The sequence below is a fragment of the Natrialba hulunbeirensis JCM 10989 genome (genome assembly GCF_000337575.1).
Classification (GTDB): domain Archaea; phylum Halobacteriota; class Halobacteria; order Halobacteriales; family Natrialbaceae; genus Natrialba; species Natrialba hulunbeirensis.
Window position 1 is genome coordinate 16666 of the sequence record NZ_AOIM01000037.1, and the last position, 26795, is coordinate 43460.

Genomic DNA, 26795 nt, shown 5'->3' on the forward strand with positions numbered 1-26795 from the left:
TTCAGTCGTGGTGCCTTCCAGGCAGGCCAGCGAACTCCATCGAGCGAGGGAAGTCACAACGGCTAAGTTCGTCCGGGTCACGGTATCGGGTATGCGTCGCGTCACTCATCGAATCGGCGATCTCGTCGTGAGTGGCGTCTTTTCTCGGTTTCCGAAACGTAAACGCGTCTGAGAGTGCTCGTTGCGAGCGTAGCGAACTCGTTTCGGGCACGCTTCGACCGCCTTTGGGGCCTCACTGACGACCAACTGCCGACAGTACCAACTCGCAGCGGCCACTGACCCGGTAACGACCGGCCATATGCGAGTCACACCACACAGCACACAGACACACAGATCAGATCACCATGACACAATCACTCGACCTTACCGGCGTCTTCCCCGCAATGTGTACGCCGTTCGACGACGACCAACGCATCGACTTCGAAACACTCCAGCAGGACGCACAGCGACTCGAGGCCGCTGGCGTCGACGGCCTCGTCCCCGTCGGCTCCACCGGCGAATCCGCGACCCTGACCCACGACGAACACGTCCGCGTCGTCGAAGCCGTCATCGACGCCGTCGACGACGTCCCCGTCATCGCTGGCTCCGGATCGAACAACACGCGCGAGGCCCTGGAACTCTCGGAGCGCTCGGCCGACGCCGGCGCGGACGGGCTCCTGCTGATTTCGCCGTACTACAACAAGCCAGAACAGCGCGGCCTGGTCGACCACTACCGAACGATTGCGGATGCAGTCGATCTGCCACAGATCGTCTACAACGTCCCCTCGCGGACGGGACAGACGATCGAACCCGACACCGCCGTCGAACTCGCGAGCCACGAGAATATCGCGGGCTACAAGGCCGCGAGCGGCGACCTCGGCGTGATCGGCGAAATCGCAGAGCGCACGATGGACGAAGAGTTCGCCGTCCTCTCGGGCGACGATGCGATGACGCTGCCGATCATCTCGGTCGGCGGCACGGGGACGATTAGCGTCGCCGCGAACATCGAGCCCGAACGGACCTGCGCGATGGTGGGCGCGGCGCTCGACGGCGACTACGCACGCGCACAGAACCTTCACCACGAACTCGGGCCGCTCTTCCGCGAATTGTTCGTCGAGACGAACCCGATTCCGGTCAAGGAAGCAATGCAGATCCGCGGCTACGGCCCAGCGCGGATGCGGCCGCCGCTCACCCGACTCGCCGAGGAGTACCGCGCGGATCTCGAAGCTGTCCTCGACGACCTCGAGCGCGAGACGACTGACGTAGCAAACGCCGAACCAGAGAGCGATCGATGACGGAGCCGACCCGCATCGGCGTCACCGGCGCGACCGGCCGCATGGGCCGCGAGGTCATCGCCGCCATCGCTGACCGCGAGGACTGTGCTGTCTCCTTCGCGGTCAACCGCGAGCCTGACGGCGAGACCGTCGACGGCGTCGGGATCGAGCCCGCAGCCGAGTTCGACTCGCTGCTCACCTCGCGCGAGCCCGACGTCGTCATCGACTTCACCGGTCCCGAGTCGGCACTCGAGTACGTGCAGGCCTGTACCGACGCCGACGCTGGCGACGACACCACTACAACCACCGCTTTCGTCACCGGCACCACCGGCTTCACCGACGACCAGCAGGCTGTACTCGAGTCCGCCGCCGAGTCGATTCCGGTTCTCCACGCACCCAACTTCGCGCGCGGCGTGCAGGCGCTGGTGAACGTCGTCGGCGACGCGGTCCAGAATCTGCCAGGCTACGACGTCGAACTCGTCGAGGCCCATCACAATGCGAAGCGGGACGCGCCGAGCGGGACGGCGAATCGGCTCCTCGACGAGATCGAGGCGAACGGTGAGTTCGGCGATCGAACCCATGGGCGCGAGGGCGAGGCCCCACGAGAGGAGGACGAGATCGGCGTGCACGCGATCCGTGCGGGCAACGTCACGGGCGAGCACGAGATCATCCTCGCGGGGAACCACGAGGAGGTTCGCCTGACACACCGTGCCGAGGACCGGGGAGTTTTCGCCGCGGGCGCGGTCGACGCGGCGGTCTGGATCGCAGGAGCAAAGGCAGGAAGCTACGACTTTGCGGACGTGATCGACGCATGAGTACGAGCACACTCGAAACCGAAATCGAGGAGCTGTGGGAACGGAAACAGAACGGTGAGATCGACGCTGACTCGGCCGGTGAGGATGCCCTCGACACGCTCGAGGCGTTCCTTTCGGCACTCGAGGACGGCGAGATACGTGCCGCGGAGAAGACCGATAGCGAGTGGGAGGCCAACCAGTGGGTCAAGCAGGGAATCCTGCTCAACTTCGGCCTTCGGGAGAACCAGGCCTACGACTACGGCGGCGTCGACCACTACGACGTGCTGCCACTGCGCGAAACCGACGACCTCGGTGCACGTGGCACCCGGAATACGCCGGACGGAACGACGATCCGCCGCGGGGCCTACCTCGGCTCGGACTGCATCATGATGAGTCCGAGCTTCGTCAACATCGGCGCACACATCGGTGACGGGACGCTCGTCGACTCCTGTGACACTGTCGGCTCGTGCGCCCAGATCGGCGAGGACGTCAAACTCGGCGCGAACACGCTCATCGGCGGCGTGCTGGAGCCGGTCGAGAGCGCGCCGGTCATCGTCGAGGACAACGTCTCGCTCGGCGCCGGCTGTCGCGTCACCAGCGGCTTCGTCGTCGGTGAGAACAGCGTCGTCGGCGAGAACACCCTGCTGACGCCGCGGATTCCGGTCTACGACCTCGTCGAAGAGGAGGTGCTGTACGGTGAACTGCCCGCGAACCGCCGTGCGTTCACCCGATTCGTCGAATCCTCGGTCAGCGACCACGACCTTTTCGAGGGCGGCGCGTACAAGCCCGCCGTCGTCGCCACCGACCTCGAGACGGAGACGCTCGAGGCGACCGAGCGCGAGGACGCGCTGCGCGAGTAATTCCGAACCGGTTCGAACCCGACCGTTTTCCGCGAGTTCTCCGGCACCGCCGATACGAGTCCACTTCCCGCCGCGCCGTGAACAGTGTGTATGGCGCGACCACAATCTTCTCTGCCACCCGTCGGTCTCGGTACGATGGGGATCGACGACCCCGGCGTGATCGAGACGGCACTCGAGTACGGCTACAGACATCTCGACACGGCACAGGTGTACGGCAACGAGGCCGTCGTTGGCGACGGACTGGCTCAAAGTTCTGTTCCGCGTGAGGACGTCACTGTCGCGACGAAGGTCTGGGCCGACAGTCTCGCGCCGGACGACGTGCACCGAACGACCGAGGAGAGTCTCGACAGATTGGGACTCGAGTTCGTCGACCTGCTGTACGTTCACCGCCCCATCGAGACGTACGATCCCGAGGCGACGCTGCCAGCGTTCGAGGAACTGCAGGCTGCAGGCACCATCGACGGCATCGGCGTGAGCAACTTTTCGTGCGACGAACTCGAGACGGCCCAGTCCGTTCTCGACACGCCGATTGCGGCCCATCAGATCGAGTACCACCCGCTGTTTCAGCCCGAGGAGTTGCTCGCGCACGCCCGCGAGTACGATTATCCGTTCGTGGCGTACTCGCCGCTCGCGAACGGTCGAGCACGGGAGATCGACGAAGTCGTCGATGTCGCCGAGAGTCACGACGCGACACCTGAGGCGGTCTGTCTCGCGTGGCTGCTGGCGAAAGACGGCGTCGTGACGATCCCGAAATCGAGCAGCGCCGACCACCTCCGGGCGAATCTCGAGGCACAGGAGCTCGAGCTCTCGCCTGCCGAGTGCGAGCGAATCGACGCGATTGACCGAACCGAAGAGCTGTTTCCGGAGTGAACGGGGGCCACGACTGCCCGAATCCAAACCCTTGACTGCTCCCGGTCACTTGTGGTGACCAATGACCGATCTCGCGGATTCGCCGGCCGTTCGCCGGCTCGCTGACTGGGATCACGACCGACTCGCATCCCTCGCCGAGGAGTACGACACGCCGCTGTACGTGACCGACCTCGACCGGGTCAAAGCGAACTACACCCGCTTCGCGTCGGCGTTCCCCGACGCCGAGGTCATGTACGCCGCGAAGGCGCACACAGGGAAGGCGGTTCTCGAGGCAGTTCTCGAGGCCGGCGGCGAGATCGAGTGTGCCGCCTGGGGCGAACTCCAGCGCTCGATCGACGCCGGCGCGGACCCGAACACGCTCCAGTACACCGCCGTCAACCCGCCGGATCACGACTTGGACTACGCGACTGATCTTGCCGCCGACAACCCGGGCCTGACGATCACTATCGGCGCAACTGACACCCTCGACCGCCTGCAAGCGCGCGACTACGACGGCCGGATCGCCATCCGAATCAACCCCGGAATTGGGACGGGCCACCACGAGAAGGTCGCCACCGGCGCGGACGCAAAGTTCGGGATCCCCTACGAGCGCGTCCCCGAGGTCGCAGACCGCGTCCGCGAGGAGTTCGACCTCGTCGGCCTCCACGCCCACGCGGGCAGCGGCGTTCTGACGGAGGGACTCGAGGAACATTGCCGCGCAATCGAACGCGTCGGCGAGATGGCTCGCCGCGTCGGCGACGACGAACTCGAGTTCGTTGACGTGGGCGGCGGCTACGGTGTCCCCTACCGCGAGGACGACGAGCCACTCGACCTCGAGAAGACCTCGAACATGGTCCGCGACGCCGTCGGCGACATCGAGGCCACACTCAAACTCGAACCGGGTCGATATGTCGTCGCCGACGCTTCGGTTATCCTGAGCGAGGTGAACACGATCAAGGAGGCTCCGGACACCACGGTCGTCGGTATCGACGCCAGCCTGGCGACACTGATCCGACCGGCGATGTTCGGCTCCTACCATCCGATGTACAACGTCAGCGCGCCCGATCGCGAGCCCCACGAGGTCACCGTCGGCGGCCCGGTCTGTACCAGCGCGGACGTCTTCGCCCACGACCGGCCGATCGCCCGCCCGGAGCGCGAGGACATCATCGCCATCGGGAACGCGGGCTCCTACGGCTACGAACTCGCGAGCCAGTTCCACTCCCAGCCCCGGCCAGCAGAGGTTGCACTCGAGAACGGCGAGGCGCGCGTCGTGCGCCGGCGGGAGACGCTCGAGGACGTAACCCGCGTCGAGCAATAGTTACAGGCTATCACGCTGCTGGACTCGTGTTGAGTTCGGTTCCTTTGTCGCTCACTTGCGTGAGTACTTTGCAAACAGAGTGTGGTTTCAACAGTACCTGGGGCCAAAACTTATCACCAATGGGAATTTCTGTTAGTGTGTAATGTCTCGGGAACGAAACCCAGAACGTGATACGATGGACCGGATATCTAATAACCGATGGACTCAATCACGTCGGTCGGCCATCAAATCCCTTGGTGCTGGGGCGATCGGTGCAGTAGCGATTCCAAGCAGTATCGCAGCTATCGACGAAACGAACGCCGACGGCGGGTCAGCCAATCAAACGGACCCGGTGGTCGAACTTGACCTCCCATCGGACCCACATACAATCCCAGGCGATGGCGTACCAACCATCGCTACGGACGACTCGTACTCGTGGGACTTCGAGCACACGCCCGGTGAAGGGTGGCATTACGGACGAGAAAGAACGAGTCGAGACGGTGCTGGAGAGCGAATTGAGTACGCAACAGGTGGGGCCCGTGCACGAATGAGTGGATCGAGGTGGAGTACACGTGAATTCGCACAGGCGTACGTTGGGTACTTCGACTTTGTTGCGGAGACGGAGACCATCCTGTTCGATGCGGTAATCGACATTGATGCTACACTGGAGCGTGATACGATCATTGGCGCTGCAGCGGACGGAGACGTTCCGGATGAAGAAACCTCTGAGGACACTAAGGATACGAATGTGACAGATGGTGACGGACCAGCAGAGGCGAACGGTACGTCAGGCGAGGCCGCTGCTCCACAAGCAATCCCGATCGCACTCGGAACTGCCAGCTTGCTAACTGGATTGGCAGGACTGCAAGATTCAAGCAACCACGTCGGGTTCGAAATCGGCTACTTCATGCAGAATCTTTCGCGAGGATCGAACCTGACTCGGGACGAATCGAGAGGGGATATCTATGATGAGACGCTAACGAGTGACGGCGAAGCCGAAGTTGATGACCGTTTCCAGCGACGGCAGGAAGTCGGTGATCTCATTCCGGGCGACACGTACCGCATTGGCGTCGCATACGGTGGTTCGATGTCCGGTATTCGCCGCTCATCGAACCACTTCGAAATGCTCTCTGACGATCACATGCTTGAACACGAACACTTCAGCGTCGAGGGACGATAGCACTCTCGCGTCGATTTTATCCACGAACCTTCCCTCGTTGGACCGGGAAGCTAGAATCTCGCCTTCCGAAAGGCGAGGGGGAACGGAGCGTTCGTCCGCAGAAATCACTCGAGGTAATCGTCCGTCCGCAGTTTCTTTTTCAGACGATGAAGAACGCGCTTATCACTCCCCAACCAAAACTGCAGGTATCGTCGGTTGTCGACGCTAGCAACAGTCGATCTAAGATGCTATGAACTTCGACATTGAGACTTTCCACGCCGACGCGGTGCAGATTCCGTCCCACGATGACGTCGTCGAGATGCGCGAGTTCCTGCTCGAGACGCTTCGAGACGCCGACCTCGAGCCGGAGGTAGACGACCTCGGGAACGTGCTGGCGACGCGCGGGGACGACACAGGCGCTGGTGCGCACATCGTCCTCAACACCCACATCGACACCGTCCCGCCACACGTCCCCTACGAGCGCGACAGCGGCGTCGTCCGGGGACGCGGGGCCTGCGACGCGAAAGGGCCACTCGCCGCGCTACTCGCTGCCTTCCTGCGAACCGAACCCGAAACCGGGACGCTCACGCTCGCGATCACCACCGACGAAGAGACGCTGATGACCGGCGCTGCGGGACTGCAGGACCGCCTCTCGGCGGACGGCTACATCATCGGCGAACCGACCGGCCTCGACGTCTGTATCGCCGCCCGCGGCCAGTGTGAGGGCACCGTCACCATCGAGGGCGAGAGCGGCCACGCCGCGAGCGTTCCCGTAGCACACAACCCGATCAACGCGCTCTCGCACGTACTCGAGTCCCTCCGCGAGTACGACGCCGTCGCGGGCCCCGGTGCGGACGATGTGCTCGGCGAGCCGAAGCTAACGCCGACCGTACTCGAGGGCGGCGAGGCGTCGAATCGCGTTCCAGAGCGCTGTCGGCTCACGTTCGATCGTCGGAGCGTCCCGCCGGAGACGAGCGAGTCCTTCCGTGCGGAACTGGAGGCGTTTCTCGCGGATCGGCTGCCGAGCAACCTCGCAGTCGATGTCTCGGTCGATCTCATCCGCCCCGATACGCCGTTCCCCCAGGCGTTCGTGACCGACGAGGAGGCCGATCTGGTGCGAACGCTGCAGGACGCAAGCGGCGGCGAGGTGCGGCCGTTCGGGGCGGCAACCGAGGCTGGCTTCTTCGCGGCCGACGCGCCGACGGTCGTCTTCGGTCCGGGTGTTCTCGCAGATGAAGAGGGTGCCGTCGCTCACGCCGAGCGCGAGTACGTGCGACTCTCAGCTGTCGAGGCTGCGGCTGACGCAGTCGAGAAGACGCTGGCTGGGCTCGTCGGCTGAGCGGTAGCGGTACCGCAGAACACTGCTCACCACCGCGTCGAAATGTACAACAGCGCGATCATGCACAGGATCGCGATGAGAAAGAGGATCGCGGTGGCGATTTCGGGGAAGAGGCGCTCGACCATAGTCGAGCGTTGGGAGTCGAGCGCCAAATCGGTACTGATTCACGGGTTTGACGTTCGTCGGTTGGCGGTTGGCGGTTGGCGGTTGACGGTTGACGGTTGACGGTTGACGGTTGACGGTTGACGGTTGACGGTTGACGGTTGACGGTTAGCGGCGAGTATCGTCTCAGTCGCCAATGCCGTTTCAGTCTTCGATGTCGTCGACCAGCCCAGCCGCAATACCGGTGTATCCCGCCGGTGTCAGCTCGGCGAGTTCCTCGCGCACGTCCTCGTCCACGTCGAGGTCCGCGAACAGCTCCTGGAAGTCCTCGAGTGTCACGTCCTTCCCGCGGGTGAGCGCCTTCACCTGTTCGTAGGCATCTTCCTGGCCCTCGCGGCGGAGAATCGTCTGGACTGCCTCGCCGATAATTTCTGGTGTGGACTCGAGTGCCTCGCGCATGACGTGCTCGTTGGGGACGACCTTCTCGAGGCCGGCGGCGGTCTTCGAGTAGCCGATCAGGCAGTGGGCGAAGGCGGCACCGATGTTGCGCTTGACGGTCGAATCGGAGAGGTCGCGCTGGAGCCGCGAGGTGGTGACGTAGTCGCCGAGGAACGTGAGATCGGAGTTGGCCTTCGAGAGGTTGCCCTCGCTGTTTTCGAAGTCGATCGGGTTGACCTTGTGGGGCATCGTCGACGACCCCGTCTCACCTTCGACGGCCTCCTGGCCGAGGTAACGGTCGGAGACGTACAGCCACATGTCCAGATCGAGGTCGAGCAGCACGCTGTTTACGCGTCCGAACGCGTCGAACAGCGCCGCGAGGTCGTCACAGGGGTTGACCTGCGTCGTGAGTTCGGTGAACTCGAGTCCGAGGCCGGTGACGAACTCGGCGGCAAAGGACTGCCAGTCGACGTCGGGGTAGGCGGCGATGTGGGCCGCGTAGGTTCCCGACGCGCCGCCGAGCTTGCCCGAGAGGTTGTCTGTCGCCGTGCGGATCTGCCCGGTCGCTTTTCCGAGTCGGGCGGCGTAGACGGCCAGTTCCTTGCCGAAAGTCGTGGGCGTCGCGGGCTGGCCGTGGGTCCGTGCGAGCATCGGCAGATCACGGTACTCGCGTGCCATCTCGGCGAGCGTATCCTGCACGTCGTACAGTGCCGGCAGCAACACCTCGTCGACGGCGTCGCGGACGAGCAGCCGGTGGGCGAGGTTGTTCACGTCCTCACTGGTCAGCCCGAAGTGGATCCACGCGGAGGCGTCGCTGTCCTCGGGCAGCCGGTGGCGGACGAAGTACTCGACGGCTTTCACGTCGTGGTTCGTCGCCTCGAACTCCTCGTGGCCCGTAGTTTCGAGTTTCTTGATCAGCCGGGCGTCCTCCTCGGCGAAGTGCTTGTACAGCCCCCGAAGCGTCTCGCGCTCGTCGAGGTCGAGTTCGAGCGGCGTCGCCTCGAGGTCGGCCAGGGCGATCAGGTACTCGACTTCGACGCGAACGCGAGCGCGCATGAGCGCGGCCTCGCTGGCGTACGGCGAGAGCCGTTCCGTTCGGTTGCCGTAGCGCCCGTCGAGCGGCGAGACCGCGTACAGTGCGTCGGTGTCGGTCATTGTCCGAGAGTTTCCAGCGCCGTGCAAAAGAGTGTCGAAACGCGAGTGCGGTTCGGCCACGACTGTGTATACCTCCTCGAACAAAACATGATATAGGTGATTTTTGATGCACCCATGTGCATACATTGCGGATGAAGACCGCAACCACTTTCCCCCTCGCGGGCGGCCGTACACCCATGACGCGAATCGCCGGGATGGCCGGCAACCGAGGGCGCAACCTGTTGAACATCGCCGACCGCCGACCGGGCGGCGCCGAACTGGCCGTCGTGCTCGCAACCAGCGCGGACGCACCGGTACTCGAGTCCGCCGCAGAGCGCGGGATTCCGACCGAGGTCGTCCCGCTCGCGGACGACATGAGCCGAACGGAGCACGAGGAGGCAGTCCTCGAGGCTCTGTCCGACTACGAGTTCGACCTGGTCTGTCTCGACGGCTACATGCGCATCCTCTCGAGTACGTTCCTCGATGCGGCACCGACGACGCTGAACGTCCACCCGTCGCTGCTGCCGTCGTTCCCGGGGATGGACGCCTGGGGCGACGCAGTCGAGGCGGGCGTCTCGGTGACGGGCTGTACGGTCCACGTGGTTACCGACGCGACCGACGGAGACGGCGAGGTCGTCGAGAGCGAGGTCGACGGCGGGCCGATCGTCACCCAGGAACCGATTCCGATCTACGAGGGCGACGATCCGGAGAGTCTGAAGGAGCGCGTGCTCTACGAGGGCGAGTTCCGCGCGTACCCGCGGGCAGTGAAGTGGTTCACTGAGGGAGCCGTCGAGGTCGACGACGCCGCGGGCGAGGTGACGGTCGAAGCGGACACCGCCGACGCCGAGCACGGCGACGAACTACCGGCACGACGCCTCACCTCGAGCGACCGCGCGGACACCCTTCGGTACGGAGAGAATCCCCACCAGAACGCCGCGGTCTACGCAGACTACACCTGTGACGAGGCCAGCGTCGTCCACGCCGACCAGTTGAACGAGGGCGCGAAGGCCCTCTCGTACAACAACTACAACGACGCCGACGGCGCGCTCAACCTGATCAAGGAGTTCGACGAACCCGCTGCCGCGGTGATCAAGCACACCAACCCGGCCGGCTGCGCCACGGCTGACTCCCTCGCTGCAGCCTACGAGAAGGCCCTCTCGACGGACCCGATGAGCGCCTTCGGCGGCATCGTCGCGCTCAACCGCGAGTGTGACGCCGCCACCGCCGAGCAGATCATCGACTCGTTCAAGGAGGTCGTCGTCGCACCCGGCTACACCGACGACGCGCTCGACGTGCTCTTCGAGAAGGAGAACCTGCGCGTTCTGGACGTTGGTGAACTGGCCGACGAACCGACCGAGCGATTCACCGAGAAGCCACTCGTCGGCGGTCGACTCGTCCAGGAACGCGACCTGCAGACCATCGCCGTCGACGACCTCGAGGTCGTTACCGAGCGTGAACCCACGGATGAGGAACTCGAGTCCATGGTGTTCGCGTGGCAGACACTGAAGCACGTGAAGTCGAACGGGATTCTCTTCACGGACGGCACGGAGACGGTCGGCATCGGGATGGGACAGGTGTCTCGCGTCGACGCAGTCCGCCTCGCGGCGATGAAGGCGGACGAGCACGCCGAAGGCAAGGACGCCGAGGGCGCGGTCATGGCCTCGGATGCGTTCTTCCCGTTCCCGGACGGGATCGAGGAAGCGGCCGAGGCGGTCGTCCAGCCCGGCGGCTCGGTCAACGACGACGATGTGATCGAGGCGGCAGACGAGCACGGCATCGCGATGGCGTTTACGGGGCAGCGGTCGTTCCGACACGACTGACTCCTGACCCTGCCGAAATTTCGAGTAGCGCGTTCTGGAAGGCTATTGTTCGTTCTTTCTGTGTTTCGCCAGCCGCTACCGGAGCCGGTCACGAACCCGCCGCCACACCGTCTTCGACACACCCTGGTAGCGTTTCGCCATGATGACCGCGCTCTCGGCTTCTCGACCCACCGTCTCGGGAACGTCACCAACGAGCACGCTCCTCAGGAGGCCGTTCTCCGCAGCACCGATAACCACCGCGTCGTGCGCCGTCGCCTGCTCGAGAATCGTCTCGGTCACGTCGCCCTCGAGTACCGTCTCCGTCACCGAGTCGACAACGCCGAGCGACGAACTCGTTTCCGTGAGCATTGTCCGCGCATCGGTCAGTTGCTCGTCGTCTCGCGTTGGCACCACCGTCAGCAGTTCGACTCGTGCATCGTAGGCGCGAGCAAGTGATCCGGCGGTTTCGGCCGCGAGTTCGGTATTCGGGCCGCCGGCGACGGGGACGAGGATCGATTCGACGTCGGTCACGGTTCTATCGATCCGCTTCACAAGCACGTCACACGGCGCGTTGGCCAGCACCGTGTCGATGTGACTTCCGAGTACGACGTCACGACGCTGTGGTCGGCCGCGCCAGCCGACCAGCACTGCGGCGGCGTCGAGTTCCGCGGCGACGTGGCAGATTCCATCCGCGATATTGCGGCCGAATCGGATCCGGCCGGTTGCGTTCACGCCGTAGCCGCGCGCCCGTTCGACCACGTCCGCGAGCAGCGCCTCCTCGTCTTCGATGTCGAGCGTATCGCGGGCGTGCTCGAGTGACAACTGCATCGGAACGGTAACCACCGACAGGACGACGAGTTCGAGGTCGCGGTCATATGCGAGGTCGACGGCGGTATCGAGCAGCCGGTCGGCGGTTTCGGGGTTCGCGATAGGAACGAGCAGCCTGTCTGCCATACGGTCGTGTCGACACACACCGTCGACCGGTAAGAACGCTCTGTGGCGTTCCAGTTCGTGCGAGACGGTGATAATCTCCGTCTATGCCACCGGAGCGGCCACAGCACGCTGAAAGAGCGCTTTGACCTTGACGAATCATTATCTGACTGGCACGTGTCGAGAGCGTATGGATCGACGACAGTTCCTCGCGGCATCGACCGTCGGTGTCGCAGCGACGACGGCAGGGTGTCTCGGTAACGCGCTCTCGAGTACGGACGATCCCGCGCAAGCGGGCGAAGATGTGGACACGACCACTGCTGACAACACGATCACCGTCACCGCCGACGGCGAGGTCGAAACAGAGCCTGACCGGGCGACGATGAGCATTGGGGTCGAGAGCGTCGACGAGTCAGCCGACGCGGTGAGCGACGATCTGGCGACCCGCTCGGAACAGCTACGGGAAGCGTTCGACGACCTCGGGATTCCCGAGGATGGAGTCGAAGAGGGGCAGTACAGCGTCCGCCCCTCGCCGGCGGCGAGACGCGAGGATGGAGTCGAGGAGTTCGTCGGAACCCATTCCTACCAGGTGACGCTCGATGACGTAGAGCGCGTCGGCGAAGTGATCGACGCCGCAGTCGACGCCGGCGCTGACGACGTCGGTCGAGTGAACTTCACGGTTCGGGACGAGACGCGTGCCGAACTTCGCAAGGACGCGATCGACGACGCGCTGGCAACCGCCGACGAGGAGGCCGAGCACATCGCCTCGAACCGCGGCGTCGAACTCACTGGCACGACGGCGGTGACGACGAGCGACGTGCGGGTGAGTACGGTTCGCCACGACGTGGCCTACGAGACGGATGACGCTGCCGACGCCGCACCCGAGACCGAGATCGACGCGGATCCGGTGAGTGTCACGGCGAGTGCGACGGTCGAGTACGGGTTCTCAGACGCCGGAGACTAAGCACGAGTCGGAATTTCTGTCAGTTCGTGCAGTGGTGGGAGAAATGGACGGATCGACGACCGGAGCGACTCGAGTGTGACCGCTGTCAGGCTCGGGCTCCCTTAGTCGTCGGCCGGAACCGCTCGCTGTGTCGGGCTTGCAGCCATCTCGAGAACGTTGTCGAAGAAGTCGAGGGTGTCTTCTGGGCCGGGGTTCGCTTCGGGGTGGTACTGGCGGGTGATGATGTCGTGGTCGACGCCGTCGAGTCCTTCCGGCGTGTCGTCGTTGACGTTGATCTGGGTGACTTCGAGGTAGTCGCCGGGTTCGTCGACGGTGTAGCCGTGGTTCTGGGTCGTCATGACGACCTGGCCGGAGTCGAGATCGAGCACCGGCTGGTTGACGCCGCGGTGACCGAAGTCCATCTTCGCCGTCGTGCCGCCGAGCGCTTCGGCGACGATCTGCTGGCCGAGACAGATGCCGGCGACGGGCGTGTCCTCGACGAATTCCTCGACGAGCGAGATTGCCTGCTCGTAGTTCGCCGGGTCACCGGGACCGTTCGAGATGAACAGGATGTCGGGATCGGCGGCTTCGACATCGCTTACGGCTGCGTCGTAGGGGAGCACGTGAATCGTCGCGTCGCGGGCGAGCAGCGAGTCGACGATCGACCCCTTCGCGCCACAGTCGACGAGCGCGACGGTCTCGCCGTCGTTGTCCGCACCGTAGACGGTTGGCTCGTCGACGCTGACCTGTGCGCCGATGTCCGTGTGGTCGCTCATCGCCTTGCACTGTTCGAGTTGCTCGAGTGCGTCTTCCTCGGTCACGTCCTCGCCGACGGCGATGCCGCACTTCATCGCGCCGCCGTCGCGAATGTCGGTGACGACGTCTCGCGTGTCGAGGTGGTCGACCGCCGGCACGCCCTCCGTCTCGAGCCAGTCGGCGACGTCCTCGGTGAGTTCCTTTGCGAGCACGGCGCGTGGGTGGACGCGGTCGTCCTCGAATCGTTCCGATCGCACGCCGTAGTTGCCGATCAGTGGGTACGAGAAGGTGAGAATCTGTTCCTCGTAGGATGGATCAGTCAGGCTCTCCTCGTAGCCGGTGTATGCGGTAGTGAAAACCAGCTCGCCGCGAGCCGTTCCTGAAGCACGACCACGTCCCTCGAGTACGTGCCCGCCCTCCAGCGCAACGTAGGCTGCTGTCATTACGAACTACGTATTGGACACACCGCCATAAGTGTTGTCTTCGAAGCTCAGTTACGAATTTCGTAATGGGTAAGTGTACCACCTCCGTACTGTCGGATCTCTATGGACGAACTCGATCGATCGATCCTCGACATCCTGCGCCGGGATTCCCGAACGCCGTACACGGAAATCGCAGACGAGGTCGGGACGAGTGAGGGGACGGTGCGCAATCGCGTCGAGCGGATGATGGACAACGATGTCATCGAGCGCTTTACTATTTCGACGCACACTGGCAACGTGAAGGCGATGCTCGAGATCAGTGTCGCGGTCGACGTCGACACGAAAGGCATCTCCGAACGGATGGCCGAGTGGGAGGAAGTCGACTTCGTCTGGATGGTCTCGGGCGAGCAGGATGTCGTCCTCGTCGTCGACGCCGCGGACACGCGCGGTGTGAACGACCTGATCACCAAGGCACGCGATCAAGAGGAGGTCGTCAGTACGAAAACGCGGCTCATTCTCGACGAACAGCTCGGCTGAACGCGAGTGGCGGAACTCAGCCGTCGGTAGCACGCTGATACAGTGTCCGCCCGCGTCGAATGAGTGGCCAGACTGGATTGCTGCCGCGTTCCCAGTAGACGTTCGGAACCAACTCGCCGCCGAACTCCTCCTTGAACGTGAACGCACCGTCCCGAAAGTCCGCACCACCGCCGCCGAAGTCGTACGCCTCGTAGCCGTTTTCGATCGCCCACTGAAACACGTAGTCGTAGAGCCGTTCGGAGGCGTAGTACTGGAAGTACGTCGGTGGAATCGCCGCGAAGAAGCCGTGGACAGTGTTTCGCTCGTCGTTGAGCAGTTCGAGAAAGCCGCCGGCGTACTCGCCCTCGACGTAGAGTTGAGCGAGCAGGATACGATCCTCCATCTCCCGTAACTGTTCGAAGAACGCGCGGGGATAGACTTCTCCGCCGACGCTCTCCATGTGCTGGCGGTACCGCTCGTAGAAGCGCGTCAGTTCCTGGTGTGTAAGTTCGGCCTCGACGATCTCGTGATCGGTCTCTCGCCCTCGTCTGATCGCCCGGCGCTTCGAACTTTCCATCCCCTCGAAGACCGCATCGTACCCGTTCGAAAGCGGCAGGACGAAGCGCCCGCCGACACGGTTCGATTCGTAGCCGGCCGCAGAGAGCGCGCCGTCGTACCGGAGGAAGTTCGTGTTGCAGGCTCGGATTCCGTGTACGATCGTCCGCCGCGAACAGCAGTCTGGGATCATCTCGAGTACGAGCGAGAGTGAGTCGTCGACGTCGGTCGTCAGTAACGGGCCGCCGAAGCCGGGATAGATGGAGGTCAGTCGGGAAAACGGCGTCTTCGGAATCGGGACGACGAAGTTCGGGACGACGCCGATGAGGTTCGAATCCTTCTCGACGAGGAGGTGTCTGGCCGGATGGCCGATCCCCAGTTCGACCGCTGCAAGCCACTCGTAGCGGTGAAACACCGTCCCGAGGTCGGCGCGTTCGACCACCTCGTTCCAGCGGTCGCGATCGATCGCCCGGATCGTCTCGACGGCGGCAACCGTGAGCCCCGACTGTGAATCGGTTGTCTCGGATCGACTCGAGTGGGTGCTGGCTGTCGCTTGCGAGGACATCTGTCGTTCGCGGTTCTCGGAGGTGTGGTCGATTAAGTCATCTCCTCGTACAGCGACGTATGTTCGGCCTTGGTGCTGTACGGTCTCCCTGTCCGACCGGCCGAGAGCGTTTTGGCGTCGACTCGGAACGGCCGATGGCGGCTCAGAACTCAACTTTGTCGTCGCTGTTTGGGGTGGTTACTGTGAGGGAGTGATCTCTGCCGTCGCTGTTATTTCTGGCTCCGCCCCCATCTCTGTTTCCGACTCAGTCGCCTGTTGCATCGCGCGCCGCTCGAGTGCCACCCGCGACTCGGCCAGCACACTGTCCGGATGCTTTCGGGCGTGAACCCACTGGTACCCCTGTCGGAGTGCCGAATCGAACGGCCCGTCCGCGACACGGGGCTGTACCCGCCCATCACGAATCGCCTCGGCAACCGCTGCAGGCGTCAACGCCGGCGCATCGATCATCGTGTACGCCCGCCCGACCTCGAACGGAACGTGTGCGTCGCTGCCCGCGACGATCGGGAGCTCCCACTCCGCGGCCAGCGATTCGACGAGCGCTCGCGTACGTGGGTGCTTCCCGTTGATCTCGACCGCGTCGAACGGCACGTCCGCAAACCGTTCGCTCAGCACGTCACTGTCACGGTACGGATGGGCGACGATCGCCGCACAGCCGCGTTCGTGTGCTCTCTCGACGACCTCTCTCGGAGTGTACTCGAGTGGCACCGTCTCGCGCGGCGGATCGGGACCGATGACGAGCACGTGTCCATGAGTGGTCGAGATTTCGATGCCAGGAATCGTCGCTGCACCGCCCAGAGCGGATCCAAAGCGCGTGTTGTAGTCGTGATTCGTGAGGGTGACGCTGTCGAGGCCGCGTCGGGCGGCGGTCTGTGTGAGCAGACGGACACCGATGGGATCGAATCGGTCGCCGAGTGCTCGCCGGCCGTGAAAGAACCGCGTGTGCGCGTGGAGATCGACCGCGAACATTGCGAGACAGTACGATCTGGTCGTATTTCGGTGTTCGCTTGCGGCGGTGGCTGCAGTTGCGCCAGGGCGACTACACTGGCTCGTACGGTCCCTGGACGACCGTGGTGGTTTGTGGCAGGGTGTCGATAGACGGGTGACGGGAGATGACGTATGACGAGAGATAGCGGGTGACAAGAGATGGCGGATAATGAGAGATGGCAGATGAGGAACGCGGACTGACGGACAGGGGGCTAACGGCTAGCGGATGAAAAATAAGAACAAGAACCAACAGCAGCAGACGGTACTGGTTTCAGGATCCATTGCGATATGTGTCCTATGGCCAACCACGAGGAACGGCGGGACGCTCACGGACAGCACACCGACAACGTCCCCCACAAAAACGCCACACAGGACGTGATCGCCGTCGACGAAGACGACACCGCACTCGAGTCCGTCAACCGACTCGAGGCCCACACCGGTGACGGCATCCGCCACCGCGCGTTCACTGCCCTCGTTTTCGACAGGGACGACAACGTCCTGCTCGCCCAGCGCGCCCCCGAGAAGCGTCTCTGGGGATCCTACTGGGACGGAACCGTCGCCTCCCACCCCGTCGAGGGCCAGCGTCAGGAGGAGGCGACCCGCCAGCGACTCGAGGAAGAACTCGGCATTACACCCGACCAGTACGACGACCTGCGAGTCACCGACCGCTTCGAGTACAAGCGCTACTTCGAGAACGCTGGCGTCGAACACGAGGTCTGTGCCGTGCTGAAGCTCTCGCTGGCCGACGTCGACCTCGATCCGAACGAGGACGAAGTGGCGGGACTGCTGTGGGTGCCCTACGACCGCCTTGTCGACAACCCTGAGTGGTACCGACAACTCCGTCTCTGTCCGTGGTTCGAGATCGCAATGCGACGAGATACGCAGAGTGGAACGCAGAACGAGTCGGGACTCGAGTAGCGGCGTCTCGAGACGTCGATCAGAAACAGACGATCCGCGTGGTAGGACTCGTGTCCGGCTACTTGTTCGCGTCTGTCGTCGTACCGGAGCGGACGACGACGGTATCTGCCGCCCGGTCGCCGACGCGCTGTCCGGTCGACGAGACGCCAGCGGTGAGCAAGCCAACGGCGTAGATCAGCGGCGGGATGCCAAGGCCGTCGATGTACCGACAGAGGTTCCGAACTGCGCTCGCTCGCAGCGTACACGGCTCACCGGCTTCTGTCGTAACCATCAATGAGCGGGCGACTTTCCCCGGTGTCCGACTGTATTTCCACTCGAAGAGGAACGTGTACGTGAGGTTGATCGGGATCAACAGCGCGAGCGAAATCGCGACTGCGACCGGGCCAAGCGCGCCGAACTGGGGAGACACGAGTAGCGCGATGTAGACGAGTGGAGCGACGAACAACACGTAACAGAGCAGGAGGTCGAGCAGGGCTGCCAGCGCACGGTCGGCCAGCAGCTGTCGACCGGCGGTCTCGAGACGTGGCGTCGGCGGCTGGGAGGTCGGCCAGAGATCCGGAATCCTCATCAGTATCAGTATCAGTACGACGACCGATTATCACGAGAGACCGTTGTTCGTTCGGTTTCGCCGCGATGGCGTCGGTGTGTCGTCACCAGCCACCAGTCAGCTCTTTGCCTTCCTCGAGGCGCTCTTCGGCCTGTTCTTTCGCGTCCGCGAGCGCTTCCTCGATATCCGCGTCGCCGACGATGATCTGGTTCATCATGTCCGCGTAGTGGTAGCCACTCAGGGCGTACTGCTCCGCACCGGTGGTCGGGCTCTCGTCGACGTTCTGGCCGTACGTCGGTACGATTTCCTCCTGAATCTGCTGGTTGATCTCGAGGTGCTCGGGCCACTCCTGGAAGTAGTCCAGGTTTTCGTAGGCATCGGAGGTAACCACGTCGTCGTACGCCGGCAACAGCCGCATCGGCTCCTGTTCGAACAGCGATGCCGTCCGCTCGATCGAGTCCGCATAGAGCCACTCGATGAACTCGACGGCACCATCGGGGTCGTCACCGTCCTCGAACACCATGTAGCCGTTGCCGGTCGGCAACGTCATGTACGACTCTTCGACCGGAATGTCATTTCGCGGCAGCGGGGCGACAGCCGTGTTCTCTGCGATGGGGTCGATACCTTCGGCCGCCGCCACGCCCGCCGCCCAGCCGTTGACGTGGTACATCTGACCGATACGGCCCTGTACCCACTGTTCGAGGGAGGTGCCCCAGTTCAGATTCGATGGGTCAGGCGAGTACTGGGACAGTTCCTCGAGGTACTCCAGGGCCTCGATCGCTTCCTCCTCTGGGACCCAGACTTCGACGTCGCCGTCTTCCATCTGGTGGGTGTCGACGCCGTTCTGGTAGAGGAACATCCAGAACAGCTCACGGCTCTGGCCGACGACGCCGGCCTGCGTCGCAAACCCACGGGTGCTGTCGAACTCCTCGGCTTCGTCGATGGCTTCGGCGTTCTCGACGAGTTCGTCCCAGGTTTCGGGCACCTCGAGGCCGAGTGCCTCGTAGATGTCCTCGCGGTAGACGAGGACGTTGGTGTAGCCGCCGTGAGAGACGTGAAACGTATCGCCCTGGCTGACGACGCCCTCCTCGTCTTCGAAGGTTTCGACGTTGATGTCGCCGTTTACCTCCTCGACGGCTGCCAGGGTGTCGGACATGGGCTGGAGCATGCCCTGTGCCCAGATGTCTGCGGCCGTGTAGAACGTCTCGACGTGGATGTCTGGCGGATCGTTGGCCTGAATCAGGTTCATCAGCCGCTCTTCGCTGTCGCCCTGAAAGCCCGCATACTCCGGGTTGACAGTGTTGTCGGTCTCGTCTTGGAACGCCGGAATGAGGTCGTTCTCCCACCGATCTTGCCAGCCCTCCGTGCTGTAATCGGTGTAGAAGTGGATCTCGTCGGATCCGTTCTCACCACCGAGACACCCTGCGATCGCTGCTGCCGTGCCTGCACCCGCTGCCCCCAGTAGCTGGCGTCGGGTGTGTAGGTTCTCTCTGCTCACGTGGTATGATACCAAGCTTCAATATATTATTCTTTGGGTTAGCAGAGTAACGGATGGATCGGCCTCAAGCTAACAAGATAGACTAATTTGGAGGTACTCAGGAACGACGTTTGTCTATTCTGGAGTCTCGCAAAAGACTGGTAGAAACCGTAGCGTTCGTTTTCGGTATCTGCTGTGGCGGCTCCGCCACGTTCCTAAATCTTCCACCGTTCCACTCATACACTATTTTGATTTCCAACCTTTCTCTAATACTCGATTGTGCTTCCAGAATTCGCAATCTGGGTCGAAACGATAACCAACCCGTCGAAGCGTTTAATACCAACAGGGCAGATGGTTAGGTAACACATGGCAAGTGAAACGGTCGAATCGACAGCGGCCACCGACCGCCGGTCGGTTACCGAACGGCTTGGCCTCGATTCGGAGGCGATTCGAGGCTGGCTGACGGTGCTACCGGTGATCCTGTTGTACCTGTTCGTGGCCGTCACACCGATCGCGTTCGCGTTCTACGCCTCACTGTTCGAGATTCCACTCCTGGCGCCGGAGTGGACATTCACGGGGTTCTCGAACTACGTCGAGGTGTTGAACATGGGGTCGTTCTGGTCGGCGCTCTGGCTTGGTGGGCTGTTTATGGTAGGCAGCACCGTGTTACAGCTACTCGTCGGCCTCTGGATTGCTCTCGTATTGAACAAGATCAGCTACGGGCAGCGGTTCCTGACTGCTGTCGCGTTTACGGCGTATCTCGTCCCGACGGTCATCGTCGTCCTCATCGCGCTGTTCATGTTCGACGTCGAGATCGGTGTTCTCCACATCGCCGGTTCGAACCTCGGACTATGGGGTGAGCGGACGTTCGCGCTTGGCGATCAGACGTGGGCGATGCCGCTCGTCGTCCTCATCGGCTCCTGGAAGTTCTCGATCTTCGTGACCATCTTCACGCTCGCGCAACTGCGTGCGATTCCGGAACGGTTCTACGAGGCCGCGAAGATCTGCGGTGCCTCCCGCTGGGAGATGTTCCGAGACATCACCCTCCCGCGGATCATGGGCGTGCTCCTGATCGCCGTCCTGCTGCGGGCGATCTTCATGTTCAACAAATTCGACATCATCTGGATGCTGACCGAAGGCGGGCCCGCGGGCGCGACGACGACGCTCCCGATCCTCGCCTACCGGACCGCCTTCCTGGAGAACAGTTACGGACTCGCGAACGCGATGGCCGTGATCATGTTCATCTTCCTCGCAATCGGGGCCTACTGCTACTTCCGGGCGTTCAACCCGGCCAAGGAGGTGGACACATGAGCGCACCGACCGAGAGCGAGCAGCGTCTCTCCTACGAGACGCGCGACCGACTCTATCAGGTCGCGCTGTACGGCAGCGCTGCGCTGTTTACGTTCATCATCCTGTTCCCGATCTACTGGATGGTCCAGAACGCGTTCACCGACAGCCAGGCGGTCATCACCGAGTTCGCCTGGTTCCCCTCGCCGGAGACGGTGACACTCGAGAACTTCAGCGTTCTGACTGCCGGTGCGGTACCGACGTACGTCATCAATACGATCGTCGTCACCATCGGAACGATCGTGCTGGTCGTTGCGGTGTCGCTCGTCGCGGGCTACGGCATGGCGCGGTTCCGGTTCAAGTACAAGGAGTCGTTCGCGCAGTTCCTACTGCTCGGCTACATGTTCAGTCCGATCGTGCTCGGCCTACCGCTGTACCTCATCTGGTCGGAAACCGGCCTGTTGAACGCACGGATCGGCCTCGTCATCGCCCTGTCGGCGATCTCGATGCCGTTTGCGGTCTGGCTCATGTGGAAGTACATCCAGACGATTCCCGAATCGATGGAGGAGAGCGCCTGGATCGCCGGGGCCTCGCGCTGGCGGACGTTCTGGGACGTGGTCGTTCCACAGACGAAGCCCGCAATCGTCGCCTGCGCGCTGTTCGCGTTCGCTATCGCGTGGAACGACTTCACGTTCGCTCAGATCCTGTTGCCGAGCCAGGACTCGACGACGTTCGCGCCGGGAATCATGCGCCTCATCGACCAGGGCGGGTACACCTCCTGGGGCGACATCATGGCGGTCTCGTTCCTGATGACGATTCCGCCACTGCTGTTCGCGTACTTCCTGCAGGAGTACCTGCTGAAGGGATTCGAAGTTCGCACGCGCTGACTGCTGACACCGACACAATCACAACGAAACTACCCACGAAACTCACTTACGAGACAATGACAGTCAATATCTCCAACATGACCCGGGTGTTCGATGCCCCGGACGGACGTATCGTTGCGGTCGACGACCTCTCGCTCACCATCGACGATGGCGAGTTCCTCACCCTCGTCGGCCCCTCCGGCTGTGGAAAGACGACGACACTTCGCTGCGTCGCCGGCCTCGACACACCCACCTCCGGAACCATCACCGTCGACGACCGCGACGTGACGAACCTGCCACCACAGGAACGCGACGTGGCCCTACTCTTTCAAGACATTGCGCTCTACCCGCACATGACCGTCCGCGAGAACATGGAGTACGGCCTGAAAATCGCCGGCGTTCCGGAGGACGAACGACGCGAAAGCATCGAGGAAGCCGCCGACCTCCTGCAGATTGGCGACCAGCTCGACAAGATGCCTGCCTCGCTCTCCGGCGGCCAGCAACAGCGGGTCGCACTCGGCCGCTCGCTCGTCCGTGACCCCTCCGTCTTCCTCTTCGACGAACCGATGAGCGATCTAGACGCCAAACTCAAGCGCGAACTCCGCCCGGTCGTCCAGCGCATCACCGACGAAATCGGCTGTCCCGTCCTCTACGTTACCCACGACCAGGAAGAGGCGATGACCATGTCCGATAGAGTCGCCATCATGGACGGCGGCGAACTCCAGCAGGCCGGTCCACCGAAAGAAGTCTACGACGAACCCACAAACGACTTCGTCGGCGAATTCATCGGCCAGCCGGCCATGGAGTTCTTCGACGCTCACGTCGAATCCGCAAACGGCACCGCGGCTGTCGCCCTCGGCGGCCACACCATCTCCCTCGACGCCAGCGCGGACCAACTCGAGGGCTACGTCGACCGCGACGTTCGCGTCGGCGTTCGCCCCCAGCATATCACCGTCGCAGACGCGACAGAGGGAATCGAAGCGGAGCACGTCCTGGACGAACCACTCGGCGACGAGACCCACAGCCTGTTCGAGACCGAGTACGGGAACGTCACCGTCGTCACGCACGCGGATTTCGACGGTGACGACGGCGGCGAGTACGGACTGGTACTCGAACGCTCGGAGACACAACTGTTCGATCCGGCGTCTGGCGTTCGCATTTTCTAGCAGGGAAACTGTGGCCCCGTGCATTCGAGCCGACACCTGTCGTCTCGTCGCCGGTGGTTGATGTGTGGTATCACGTGACAAACTTTATGAGCGCATCCCACGTAGTGTTGGGCGAGGGCCGACGAAATCGGTCCAGTATCGCAATGAGTACCCCACCATCGGAAACTGAACACCACGACGTCACGCTCTCCAGAGAAGAGGAATGGGTCGTCCACCACTCGCTCGTCGACCGAGTCGACGACGCGCTCGACGAGGAGTCGACACCACCATCGTGGACACTCTCCCTGGTCGACACAGTCGAGTCAAACGACGAGACAGAACAGTTCACTACAGCACAGATTCGACGACTCACGACGCTGTTAACCGAGTACGTCGACCGCGAGGAGACACCGTCGCGAGACGTCGAGCACGGGCGCGCTGCCATCGACCGACTGGACGGGGTACTCGAGTCCCGTGGCTAGCTCACCGGTCGCACTCGAGTAGAACGAGTTGGGGGCCTCCAATGAGCCGTAATCGTATTTTTCCGAACGGTGTTGTTGTCGCTTCGAGCGCTGTGCAGTACTGATTCGACTGGCGATCTACGGTCGGGTCGTCGCCCACACTGCCGTAACCGCGAGCAGTGCTGCCGGGAACAGTGGCAAGATGAGGAGTGCAACGAAGTAGTTGAGCGTCGGCGGCCAGAGCAGGATCGAGATCGGAGCGACGAGGAACGCGACGATGATTACGCCGACGAGCACCCAGCCACGCCAGTCAAAGTCACGGTCGACCGTCGCGGGATTTTGCGGATTTTCAGTCCAGTCCGGGCCGGTTTCGTCGGCGCTGTCGCCGGTTTTGTTCGTGGCGTTGGCCGCCCCGTCGCTGTCACCGTCGCCGTCAACGTCACCGTCGAACGCAGATGGATCGTGGACGTAGCTGCCGTCGTCGCTCGAGGTCACAGTGGAGGCTTTCGGCTCGGTGATGAAAGCACTCACGGTTCACCGGTGTGGGTGGCTGACGTGCCGGGCTGCCGGTCGTTCGCCTCAGAGTTCGCTATCCGGGCGCACGACAACTTTGCCAAAGCCTTCCCGCCCCTCAATAATTTCGTGGGCGCGGGCAGTCTGACTCATCGGCAGTACCTCGCGGATCGCGGGTGTGAACGTGCCGTCCCAGACGAGTTCCATGACGTCGTCGACCTGTCCGGGCGAGCCCATCGTTGAGCCGATGATCTGGAGCTGGTTCCAGAAGATGCGCGGGATGTCGGTCTCTGGGTTACCGCCGGCCGTGCCGCCGCAGGTGACCAGGCGGCCGTTCTTCGCGAGGCTCTTGATCGAATCCCGCCAGGTGCCAGCGCCGATGTAGTCGACGACGACATCGACGCCACGGTTGCCGGTTTCGCTGCGGACCCACTCCGCGAAGTTCTGCTCCTCGTAGTTGACCACGTGGTCCGCGCCGTGTTCGCGGGCGTACTGGAGTTTGTCCTCGGTGCTGCCCGTCGCGTATACCTCCGCACCGGCGTAGTCTGCAATCTGCAGAGCAGCGTGGCCGACGCCGCCGCTCGCACCGAGGACGAGTACCTTCTCGCCGGCCTCGATGTCCGCGCGGTCGATCAGCATTCGCCAGGCGGTCTGGAAGACGAGCGAGGACGCCCCCGCAGTGATCCAGTCGACGTGTTCGGGGACGGGGATCAGGTTATCCTCGGGAACGGTGGCATACTCCGAGTGGACGCCGGTCACGTGCTCGCCGAGGAGATGGAAGTTCACGCACAGCGTGGGGTCGCCGCTGCGGCAGAACTCGCAGTGACCGCAGTTGACGCCCGCGGTCACCGCGACGCGGTCGCCGGGTTCGAAGCGGGAGACATCCTCGCCGACGGCCTCGACGACACCCGCAGCGTCGCTCCCGGGGACGTGTGGGAGCTCGAGATCGAGCGTCGGCAGGCCGCGCCGAACCCACACGTCGAGGTGGTTGAGCGCGCCGGCTTTGACGTCGACGAGCACGTCGTTGCGGCCCACCTGGGGGTCGGGGTACTCGCCGTACTCGATGCCGTCGGTCCCGCCGTGTGCGGTGATCTTGACTGCCTGCATAGGTACAGATAGTTCGAAACAGTGGCATAACAGTTGTGAACCTGATGGGATGTCCCTAATTCCCACACACCTATCGAGAACGATCGCTTCACAGTACCGATCTGTTCGATACAGCCTCCACCTGTGACGATGGTCGTTCGACGCGGGCACAGACGCTCGCCACCGACTGCAGACACACCGTACACACCGTACACACCGTACACACCGTCACCGCCGCCTCATCACACCGACAAGAACCAGTGTTTTACCCACCGGCGGTCAATGCGGCCCATGAACGAGTCGAGCGAGTCACCGTCAGAGTCATCACCAGCCGATACAGCCGCCGAATCGACGACTGAGGTGACCGAGGCAACCGAGACCCCAAACACGCTCGGCATCGGACTCGTCACCGTCGCCGACGACCGGACACTCGAGTCCGACGCCGCTGGCGAAGCGCTCATGTCGACGTTCACCGAGGCGAGCCACGAGGTAGTGATGCGCGAGCACGTCGGCCGCGGACACGACACCGTTCAGTCGATCGTCTCGCGGGTGATCGACCGCGATGACGTAGACGTGGTCGTCACGGCAGGAGCGACGAGTATCGAACCGAACGATATCACGATCGAGGCGGTTCAGCCCCTCATTGAAAAGCCGCTGCCCACGTTCAGTGAGCTGTTTACCCACCTTTCCTACGAGGCACACGGCAGCCGCGCTGTCGGCGCACGGACGATCGGCGGCGTCACCGAGGAGACGCTTATTTTCTGTCTTCCCGGTAACGCGGACGCGGCCGAACTCGCGGCGACGGAGATTCTTGTACCAGAGGGCCCGCATCTCGTCGAACTCGCACGAGACGGGAACGACGAGGGCGATGAGGACGACGAGGGTGACGAGGGCAACGAGGACGGTCCGGCAGACACCGACGAAACCGCTGCTGAGTCGAACGAATCATCAACTACTGAATCGGATGCGACGGCCGGACCGAACGGTGGTGAGGACGTATGAGCGACGAACAGGTCACCGGTGACGATGAACGAGTGCAGTCGACACCGGCCGACGGCGACCGATCGAAAGACACGATCCGCGAACGCGTCTGGGACGAACTCGAGGACAGCGGCGTCGCACGGTTCCCGTTTCCACCCCACGGCCGGATTCCGAACTTCGAGGCCGCGAAATCCGCCGCCGAGCGCCTGGCAGCCCAGCCGGAGTGGGAGCACGCGACGACGATCAAGGCGAACCCTGACGCGCCACAGCTCCCGGTTCGCCGACGCGCGCTGCGCGACGGCAAAACCGTGTACATGGCAGTGCCACGGCTGCGCGACGAGGAATGTTTCCTGAAACTCGATCCCGACGAACTCGACGACTACGACGCGGCCACCACGGTTTCCGGCTCGTCGACACACGGCGAGAAGGTCGGCCCCGAGGCGGTCGACGAAATCGATCTGATCGTCTCCGGAAGCGTCGGTGTTCGTGCCGACCCCACGTTCGATCCCGCAGACGGTGGCCGCATCGGTAAAGGCGAAGGCTACAGCGACCTCGAGTTCGCTGTGCTCTTCGAATTCGGACTCGTCGACGCGGATACGCCCGTCGCGACGACGGTCCACGAGCGCCAACTGCTGACGGCCACCGAGGCCGGGACACTCGAGTTGGACGACCACGACGTGCCGATGGAGCTGGTCGTCACGCCAGAGCGAGTGCTGCGACCAGGTGGTGGCGAGAAACCGGACGGGCTCGACTGGGAGGCGCTCTCCGAAGAGCGGCTTGCGGAGATTCCGGTCCTCGAGCGCGTCCGGTCGTCGTGAT

26 protein-coding genes are annotated in these 26795 nt (G+C 63.2%); 17 read left to right on the forward strand and 9 right to left on the reverse strand.

The features are described 5' to 3' along the window. Nucleotides 1–344: 344 nt before the first annotated feature. The 7 genes from dapA to C483_RS13625 all read left to right on the forward strand — a co-directional run bounded on the left by dapA (nucleotide 345) and on the right by C483_RS13625 (nucleotide 7551). Nucleotides 345–1274: a 4-hydroxy-tetrahydrodipicolinate synthase gene (gene dapA, locus C483_RS13595; RefSeq protein ID WP_006653935.1), complete on the forward strand. Its 930-nt coding sequence runs from the start codon at nucleotides 345–347 to the stop codon at nucleotides 1272–1274. Further along, a complete protein-coding gene (gene dapB / locus C483_RS13600) occupies nucleotides 1271–2068 on the forward strand; it encodes a 4-hydroxy-tetrahydrodipicolinate reductase (RefSeq protein ID WP_006653936.1) in 798 nt (265 codons plus the stop codon). The genes dapA and dapB overlap by 4 nt, the downstream gene beginning before the upstream one ends. Continuing rightward, nucleotides 2065–2907, forward strand: a complete 843-nt coding sequence (locus C483_RS13605; RefSeq protein WP_006653937.1) for a 2,3,4,5-tetrahydropyridine-2,6-dicarboxylate N-succinyltransferase — start codon at nucleotides 2065–2067, stop codon at nucleotides 2905–2907. The genes dapB and C483_RS13605 overlap by 4 nt, the downstream gene beginning before the upstream one ends. 90 nt (nucleotides 2908–2997) lie before the next feature. After that, nucleotides 2998–3777: an aldo/keto reductase gene (locus C483_RS13610; RefSeq protein WP_049912708.1), complete on the forward strand. Its 780-nt coding sequence runs from the start codon at nucleotides 2998–3000 to the stop codon at nucleotides 3775–3777. Nucleotides 3778–3838: 61 nt separating this feature from the next. Continuing rightward, nucleotides 3839–5074, forward strand: a complete 1236-nt coding sequence (gene lysA / locus C483_RS13615) for a diaminopimelate decarboxylase (RefSeq protein ID WP_006653939.1) — start codon at nucleotides 3839–3841, stop codon at nucleotides 5072–5074. 526 nt (nucleotides 5075–5600) lie between these two features. Further along, nucleotides 5601–6233 carry a hypothetical protein gene (locus C483_RS13620; RefSeq protein ID WP_049912710.1) on the forward strand — a complete coding sequence of 211 codons (633 nt, stop codon included), beginning with the start codon at nucleotides 5601–5603 and terminating at the stop codon, nucleotides 6231–6233. A 229-nt stretch (nucleotides 6234–6462) separates the two neighbouring features. Next, entirely contained in the window at nucleotides 6463–7551 is a 1089-nt protein-coding gene (locus C483_RS13625; RefSeq protein WP_006653941.1) for a M20/M25/M40 family metallo-hydrolase, read from the forward strand. A gap of 306 nt (nucleotides 7552–7857) precedes the next feature. On the opposite strand, the gene purB is transcribed toward C483_RS13625, so the two are convergent. After that, complete coding sequence (gene purB, locus C483_RS13630; RefSeq protein ID WP_006653943.1) at nucleotides 7858–9246, reverse strand: adenylosuccinate lyase; 1389 nt, start codon at nucleotides 9244–9246, stop codon at nucleotides 7858–7860. Between the two features lie 176 nt (nucleotides 9247–9422). Here purB and C483_RS13635 point away from each other — a divergent pair, with 176 nt between their 5' ends. Next, nucleotides 9423–11045, forward strand: a complete 1623-nt coding sequence (locus C483_RS13635; RefSeq protein WP_006653944.1) for a formyltransferase family protein — start codon at nucleotides 9423–9425, stop codon at nucleotides 11043–11045. Nucleotides 11046–11120: 75 nt separating this feature from the next. On the opposite strand, the gene C483_RS13640 is transcribed toward C483_RS13635, so the two are convergent. Beyond that, nucleotides 11121–11978: a universal stress protein gene (locus C483_RS13640; protein WP_006653945.1), complete on the reverse strand. Its 858-nt coding sequence runs from the start codon at nucleotides 11976–11978 to the stop codon at nucleotides 11121–11123. Nucleotides 11979–12144: 166 nt separating this feature from the next. Between C483_RS13640 and C483_RS13645 the strand changes: the two genes are divergently transcribed. Beyond that, nucleotides 12145–12918 carry an SIMPL domain-containing protein gene (locus C483_RS13645; protein ID WP_006653946.1) on the forward strand — a complete coding sequence of 258 codons (774 nt, stop codon included), beginning with the start codon at nucleotides 12145–12147 and terminating at the stop codon, nucleotides 12916–12918. Nucleotides 12919–13019: 101 nt separating this feature from the next. On the opposite strand, the gene carA is transcribed toward C483_RS13645, so the two are convergent. Next, nucleotides 13020–14096 (reverse strand): glutamine-hydrolyzing carbamoyl-phosphate synthase small subunit, encoded by a 1077-nt coding sequence (gene carA, locus C483_RS13650; protein ID WP_006653947.1) that lies wholly within the window; start codon nucleotides 14094–14096, stop codon nucleotides 13020–13022. Nucleotides 14097–14198: 102 nt separating this feature from the next. Between carA and C483_RS13655 the strand changes: the two genes are divergently transcribed. Further along, nucleotides 14199–14612: an Lrp/AsnC family transcriptional regulator gene (locus tag C483_RS13655; protein ID WP_006653948.1), complete on the forward strand. Its 414-nt coding sequence runs from the start codon at nucleotides 14199–14201 to the stop codon at nucleotides 14610–14612. Between the two features lie 16 nt (nucleotides 14613–14628). On the opposite strand, the gene C483_RS13660 is transcribed toward C483_RS13655, so the two are convergent. Together C483_RS13660 and C483_RS13665 are read right to left on the reverse strand one after the other, a co-directional pair. Continuing rightward, nucleotides 14629–15711 carry a GNAT family N-acetyltransferase gene (locus C483_RS13660; RefSeq protein WP_006653949.1) on the reverse strand — a complete coding sequence of 361 codons (1083 nt, stop codon included), beginning with the start codon at nucleotides 15709–15711 and terminating at the stop codon, nucleotides 14629–14631. A gap of 177 nt (nucleotides 15712–15888) precedes the next feature. Beyond that, entirely contained in the window at nucleotides 15889–16677 is a 789-nt protein-coding gene (locus C483_RS13665) for a PHP domain-containing protein (RefSeq protein WP_006653950.1), read from the reverse strand. 315 nt (nucleotides 16678–16992) lie between these two features. On the opposite strand from C483_RS13665, the gene C483_RS13670 reads away from it, so the two are divergent. Next, on the forward strand, nucleotides 16993–17613 hold the full coding sequence (locus C483_RS13670) for an NUDIX hydrolase (protein WP_006653951.1): 621 nt from the start codon (nucleotides 16993–16995) through the stop codon (nucleotides 17611–17613). Between the two features lie 58 nt (nucleotides 17614–17671). Here C483_RS13670 and C483_RS13675 read toward each other — a convergent pair whose 3' ends face one another. Both C483_RS13675 and C483_RS13680 read right to left on the reverse strand, forming a co-directional pair. Next, a complete protein-coding gene (locus tag C483_RS13675) occupies nucleotides 17672–18181 on the reverse strand; it encodes an RDD family protein (protein ID WP_006653952.1) in 510 nt (169 codons plus the stop codon). A gap of 82 nt (nucleotides 18182–18263) precedes the next feature. Next, nucleotides 18264–19658 carry an ABC transporter substrate-binding protein gene (locus C483_RS13680; RefSeq protein WP_006653953.1) on the reverse strand — a complete coding sequence of 465 codons (1395 nt, stop codon included), beginning with the start codon at nucleotides 19656–19658 and terminating at the stop codon, nucleotides 18264–18266. Nucleotides 19659–20003: 345 nt separating this feature from the next. On the opposite strand from C483_RS13680, the gene C483_RS13685 reads away from it, so the two are divergent. The 4 genes from C483_RS13685 (at nucleotide 20004) to C483_RS13700 (ending at nucleotide 23417) form a co-directional block, all read left to right on the forward strand. Next, complete coding sequence (locus tag C483_RS13685; protein WP_006653954.1) at nucleotides 20004–20948, forward strand: carbohydrate ABC transporter permease; 945 nt, start codon at nucleotides 20004–20006, stop codon at nucleotides 20946–20948. Next, nucleotides 20945–21811: a carbohydrate ABC transporter permease gene (locus C483_RS13690; protein ID WP_006653955.1), complete on the forward strand. Its 867-nt coding sequence runs from the start codon at nucleotides 20945–20947 to the stop codon at nucleotides 21809–21811. The genes C483_RS13685 and C483_RS13690 overlap by 4 nt, the downstream gene beginning before the upstream one ends. A gap of 56 nt (nucleotides 21812–21867) precedes the next feature. Beyond that, nucleotides 21868–22956: an ABC transporter ATP-binding protein gene (locus C483_RS13695; protein WP_006653956.1), complete on the forward strand. Its 1089-nt coding sequence runs from the start codon at nucleotides 21868–21870 to the stop codon at nucleotides 22954–22956. A 143-nt stretch (nucleotides 22957–23099) separates the two neighbouring features. After that, complete coding sequence (locus C483_RS13700) at nucleotides 23100–23417, forward strand: DUF7853 family protein (RefSeq protein WP_006653957.1); 318 nt, start codon at nucleotides 23100–23102, stop codon at nucleotides 23415–23417. A gap of 117 nt (nucleotides 23418–23534) precedes the next feature. Here the strand turns inward: C483_RS13700 and C483_RS13705 are convergent, their stop codons facing one another. Then, a complete protein-coding gene (locus C483_RS13705; RefSeq protein WP_006653958.1) occupies nucleotides 23535–23891 on the reverse strand; it encodes a hypothetical protein in 357 nt (118 codons plus the stop codon). Nucleotides 23892–23975: 84 nt separating this feature from the next. Next, complete coding sequence (locus C483_RS13710; RefSeq protein ID WP_006653959.1) at nucleotides 23976–25016, reverse strand: zinc-binding dehydrogenase; 1041 nt, start codon at nucleotides 25014–25016, stop codon at nucleotides 23976–23978. A gap of 270 nt (nucleotides 25017–25286) precedes the next feature. On the opposite strand from C483_RS13710, the gene C483_RS13715 reads away from it, so the two are divergent. After that, entirely contained in the window at nucleotides 25287–25997 is a 711-nt protein-coding gene (locus tag C483_RS13715; protein WP_006653960.1) for a MogA/MoaB family molybdenum cofactor biosynthesis protein, read from the forward strand. After that, nucleotides 25994–26794, forward strand: a complete 801-nt coding sequence (locus C483_RS13720; RefSeq protein ID WP_006653961.1) for a 5-formyltetrahydrofolate cyclo-ligase — start codon at nucleotides 25994–25996, stop codon at nucleotides 26792–26794. The genes C483_RS13715 and C483_RS13720 overlap by 4 nt, the downstream gene beginning before the upstream one ends. Nucleotide 26795: the final 1 nt, after the last annotated feature.

What these genes read in the sequence shown, in the direction of transcription:
- C483_RS13665 (WP_006653950.1), bottom strand. Translation starts at nt 16,677, where the DNA reads ATGTTCGCGGTCGATCTCCACGCGCACACGCGGTTCTTTCACGGCCGG.
- purB (WP_006653943.1), bottom strand. Translation starts at nt 9,246, where the DNA reads ATGACCGACACCGACGCACTGTACGCGGTCTCGCCGCTCGACGGGCGC.
- dapA (WP_006653935.1), top strand. Translation starts at nt 345, where the DNA reads ATGACACAATCACTCGACCTTACCGGCGTCTTCCCCGCAATGTGTACG.
- C483_RS13605 (WP_006653937.1), top strand. Translation starts at nt 2,065, where the DNA reads ATGAGTACGAGCACACTCGAAACCGAAATCGAGGAGCTGTGGGAACGG.
- C483_RS13660 (WP_006653949.1), bottom strand. Translation starts at nt 15,711, where the DNA reads ATGTCCTCGCAAGCGACAGCCAGCACCCACTCGAGTCGATCCGAGACA.
- C483_RS13675 (WP_006653952.1), bottom strand. Translation starts at nt 18,181, where the DNA reads ATGAGGATTCCGGATCTCTGGCCGACCTCCCAGCCGCCGACGCCACGT.
- C483_RS13620 (WP_049912710.1), top strand. Translation starts at nt 5,601, where the DNA reads ATGAGTGGATCGAGGTGGAGTACACGTGAATTCGCACAGGCGTACGTT.
- C483_RS13610 (WP_049912708.1), top strand. Translation starts at nt 2,998, where the DNA reads ATGGCGCGACCACAATCTTCTCTGCCACCCGTCGGTCTCGGTACGATG.
- C483_RS13670 (WP_006653951.1), top strand. Translation starts at nt 16,993, where the DNA reads ATGGCCAACCACGAGGAACGGCGGGACGCTCACGGACAGCACACCGAC.
- C483_RS13700 (WP_006653957.1), top strand. Translation starts at nt 23,100, where the DNA reads ATGAGTACCCCACCATCGGAAACTGAACACCACGACGTCACGCTCTCC.
- C483_RS13625 (WP_006653941.1), top strand. Translation starts at nt 6,463, where the DNA reads ATGAACTTCGACATTGAGACTTTCCACGCCGACGCGGTGCAGATTCCG.
- C483_RS13635 (WP_006653944.1), top strand. Translation starts at nt 9,423, where the DNA reads ATGACGCGAATCGCCGGGATGGCCGGCAACCGAGGGCGCAACCTGTTG.
- C483_RS13685 (WP_006653954.1), top strand. Translation starts at nt 20,004, where the DNA reads ATGGCAAGTGAAACGGTCGAATCGACAGCGGCCACCGACCGCCGGTCG.
- carA (WP_006653947.1), bottom strand. Translation starts at nt 14,096, where the DNA reads ATGACAGCAGCCTACGTTGCGCTGGAGGGCGGGCACGTACTCGAGGGA.
- C483_RS13690 (WP_006653955.1), top strand. Translation starts at nt 20,945, where the DNA reads ATGAGCGCACCGACCGAGAGCGAGCAGCGTCTCTCCTACGAGACGCGC.
- C483_RS13655 (WP_006653948.1), top strand. Translation starts at nt 14,199, where the DNA reads ATGGACGAACTCGATCGATCGATCCTCGACATCCTGCGCCGGGATTCC.
- dapB (WP_006653936.1), top strand. Translation starts at nt 1,271, where the DNA reads ATGACGGAGCCGACCCGCATCGGCGTCACCGGCGCGACCGGCCGCATG.
- C483_RS13640 (WP_006653945.1), bottom strand. Translation starts at nt 11,978, where the DNA reads ATGGCAGACAGGCTGCTCGTTCCTATCGCGAACCCCGAAACCGCCGAC.
- C483_RS13695 (WP_006653956.1), top strand. Translation starts at nt 21,868, where the DNA reads ATGACAGTCAATATCTCCAACATGACCCGGGTGTTCGATGCCCCGGAC.
- lysA (WP_006653939.1), top strand. Translation starts at nt 3,839, where the DNA reads ATGACCGATCTCGCGGATTCGCCGGCCGTTCGCCGGCTCGCTGACTGG.
- C483_RS13715 (WP_006653960.1), top strand. Translation starts at nt 25,287, where the DNA reads ATGAACGAGTCGAGCGAGTCACCGTCAGAGTCATCACCAGCCGATACA.
- C483_RS13710 (WP_006653959.1), bottom strand. Translation starts at nt 25,016, where the DNA reads ATGCAGGCAGTCAAGATCACCGCACACGGCGGGACCGACGGCATCGAG.
- C483_RS13720 (WP_006653961.1), top strand. Translation starts at nt 25,994, where the DNA reads ATGAGCGACGAACAGGTCACCGGTGACGATGAACGAGTGCAGTCGACA.
- C483_RS13645 (WP_006653946.1), top strand. Translation starts at nt 12,145, where the DNA reads ATGGATCGACGACAGTTCCTCGCGGCATCGACCGTCGGTGTCGCAGCG.